Origin of the sequence: Streptomyces cahuitamycinicus (assembly GCF_002891435.1) — a bacterium.
In the GTDB taxonomy this organism is placed as follows: domain Bacteria; phylum Actinomycetota; class Actinomycetes; order Streptomycetales; family Streptomycetaceae; genus Streptomyces; species Streptomyces cahuitamycinicus.
Genome location: NZ_POUC01000658.1, coordinates 1 through 3,076 on the forward strand (window position 1 = coordinate 1; position 3,076 = coordinate 3,076).

General features: G+C 70.4%; 2 protein-coding genes. Both read right to left on the minus strand.

Features of this window, described 5'->3' with window-relative positions; all coding sequences use genetic code 11:
* Positions 1-3: 3 nt before the first annotated feature.
* Positions 4-1,275, minus strand: a complete 1,272-nt coding sequence (locus C1J00_RS41120) for a DNA cytosine methyltransferase (protein ID WP_102913936.1) — start codon at positions 1,273-1,275, stop codon at positions 4-6.
* Positions 1,272-3,062 carry a type IV secretory system conjugative DNA transfer family protein gene (locus tag C1J00_RS41125; RefSeq protein ID WP_102913937.1) on the minus strand — a complete coding sequence of 597 codons (1,791 nt, stop codon included), beginning with the start codon at positions 3,060-3,062 and terminating at the stop codon, positions 1,272-1,274. The genes C1J00_RS41120 and C1J00_RS41125 overlap by 4 nt, the downstream gene beginning before the upstream one ends.
* Positions 3,063-3,076: the final 14 nt, after the last annotated feature.

Here is a 3,076-nt window from a genome sequence, read left to right on the forward strand (position 1 = left end):
GCATCAGGCGGCGAGGGTGAAGTCGTCGGGGTCGAGGGTGACGCCGAGGTGTGGGGCGAGGAGGTGGCCGGCGAGCAGCGGGGGCACGGCGTTGCCGATCTGGGAGAACTGCTGGCCCTTGTTGCCGGCCCAGGGATAGTCGGCGGGGAAGGTCTGCAGGATGCCTGCCTCGCGGGCGGTGATCCGGATCGGCTCGGGAACCGATGGCGCGTCGGTGTCCGGGGGCGGCGGTGATGCGGGCTCGGCGATCCAAGTGCATTCGTTCGCGCGGTGCCCGAAGAACAGCGTGCCGGCCGGCTCGGACAGTGGACGGACGGTGGCGTTTGCCTGGTTGTTGCTGCGCAGGGACCAGGACCAGCGGTGGGCCTCGGCGGTGAACGTCGGCGTCGGAGCGTCGGCGGCTCGGTTCTCGCGGGTGCCGTGGCGGGCCGCCCATCCGGCGCCTTCACGGCGGGACTGCAGGACCACTCCGTCCGGCCGGGGCATCCAGGTGCCGCGCTCACGGGCGTCGGACAGCGTCTTGCGGGAGCCTGACGGGAACGGTTCGGGTCCGCCGCCGGGGCCGCCGCCCGCGCAGACGGTGGGGACGGGCCGGTCGGTTGCGCCCCATCCCAGGGCCTCGGCCATGCTGACCCAGCGGGCGCGGCCGGGACCGAACAGCGACTCCGGTTCGGCCAGTTGGGAGTGCGTGGGGGTAGGAGGCTGCGCCGTACGGACGCGGGAGGCTAGGAGTATCGCTCGCTTCCTGGTCTGCGGGACGCCGAAGTCGGCCGCGTTGAGGATCCCGTACCAGACGGAGAACCCCCACCCGCGCAGGACGGCCGCGTACTGCTTCCACAAGGGCAGGACGTGCGGCACTTCCTCCATGGCGACCCAGTCGGGCTCGCCGACCGTGTTCAGGGCGTACAGATAGCGCATCGGCTCGGCTGCGAGCAGGGAGCGCTCGTCACGGCATGCGGCGAGGAGGCGTTCGCGGGAGTCGCGTCCGGCGGCCAGGTCCTCGACCGCCGCGTGCACCAGCGGCTGGTCGAGCAGGCCGAGGCGTTTGCCGGCCATGCTCCACGCCTGGCACGGAGGGGAAGCGATCATTCCGCGGGTGCGGCCGATGAAGGGCCAGGTCGGATACATTGCCACGTCGGTGCGGATCGTCAACTGCCCAGCCGCAGCCCGGGTCTTGCACGCCCACTCGTCCCATTCCAGCCCGATGTCGCGCACGCCGAGGACGTGCAGTGCCCTGCTCCAGCCGCCCGGCCCCGCGAAGAGGTCGAGTATCACGTGGCCAGCCCCAAGTCGGACTGTGTCGGCGCGTGCTTCGCCACGGCGCGAGCGGTGATCGCCTGCGACGCGCGGGCGGACGCCGCGGACAGCTCCTCCGCGCCGGGCTCCCGGTACCACGGCCGAAGGTCGAGCATGGCGGCGCGCATGCCGGTGGCGAAGCAGAGCGCGGTTCCCTTGGGCAGGGCTCGGATCGCGTCGGCGGGCAAGATCCGCTCCTGCCGCATCGACACCGACGTGCTCTTTCCGGACTCTGAGTGCGAGGTGGACGTGGTCTCCACGTCGTGGTCACCGATCAGGCGGCTGAGCTTGTCCGCGAAGTCCGGGTCGTCAATACCGCTGCCGATCACCTTGACAGTCGAGGCGGACCACATGGCGTCCATGCCCGCGTCTCCCCAGACCTTCTGCCCCTGGCGGTAGGACTGCAGGATCGTGATCGGGATGATCCCGCGGCTGCCGAGGTGGGAGTACAGGTCCGGCAAGTCGCTGATCTTGCACACGTTGGCGGCCTCGTCGAGGATCGCCAGCATGGGCGGATCCAGGCGCCCGCCGGCACGTTCGGCCTGCGCGGTAGCGGCCCGCATCACCGAGTCCGCGCACGCGGCGATCAGCGCCGAGGCTCCGCCGCCGCCGTCCTTGCTGAGCAGGAACAGCGTGTCGGTGGACGTGACGAACTGCTCCGGCCGGAATTCCGGGACGTCCTTCTGCGGCGTCACCCACGCGGCGATTTCCGCGTTCAGGAGCGCGGAGGCGTATTGCCGGGCGGTCTCGTAGATGCCGTCTCGAGTCTCGGGCGGTCCCTCGACGGTGCCCTTGAGCTGAGCGGCGACGGCGGCGAAGTCGTGGTCGCGCAGGATGTCCAGCGGAGTGCGGTCGGCGGGGAAGGCGAGCCACTGCATGATGTCGGTGATAGGCCGCTCGTCGAGCGCCGCGGCTAGGAGCAGCTGCGACAGGATGTTGCTGCCGGCCTTCGACCAGAAGTCGCCCTGCTGGGAGGCGTCCACCGAGGCTGCGAGGAAGTGTCCGGCGAGCCGGTTCGCCCCGTCCAAGGTGGTCGCGCTGGCAAGAGGGTTCCACCACATCTCGCGGGCGGCATGCGCGATCTGCTGTGGATCCATGGTCCACACCACCCCCGCCCGGGCCCTCGCCTCGTAGGCGGTGGTGAAGGCGTCGCCGGCGGCCTTGTTCGACGTCAGCAGGACCGGGCCGGGTGCGCCGAGCATGGATGGGATGGCGAGCGAGGTGGTCTTGCCGGACCGGGGCGCCATGATCGCGACGGCGACGTCCTCGAACCCCATCCGTACCTCGTGTCGGCTGCCCTGCAGGTTGCCGAGAAGGATGCCGGTGTCCTTCGCGTCGATGTGCTTGCTGTCCTTCAGGCTGGGGCGCAGGGAGCGGGCCTTGTCGGTGATCGCCTTGGCCATCAGCGGCTCGATGTCCCGGGCCTTGGCCATGCCGTTGATCTTCTTCCGGCCGCCGCTTCGGTTCTTGTGCCGGGCCCACAGGACGCCAGCCCCTGCCCCGAGAGCGAGGAGCAGGAGAACGGGGACGATGCGGGCACCGATCAGCAGGGACGTTTCTCCTGCGTCGTGCCAGACCTGCTCGGGGTGGAGCAGGGCGTTGGTCGGCTGGTAGGGGGCCCAGCTGGTGCCGGTGAGGTAGGCGGTGATGTTGCCGGACAGCCAGGCCAGGTGGGACAGGGGGACGACGACGGCGAGCACGCCGAAGAGGAGGCGCAGGACGAGGTCGTATCCGTCGGTGTTTCTGCTGGAGGAGGAAGGGGGCAAGGGCTACGTGCTTC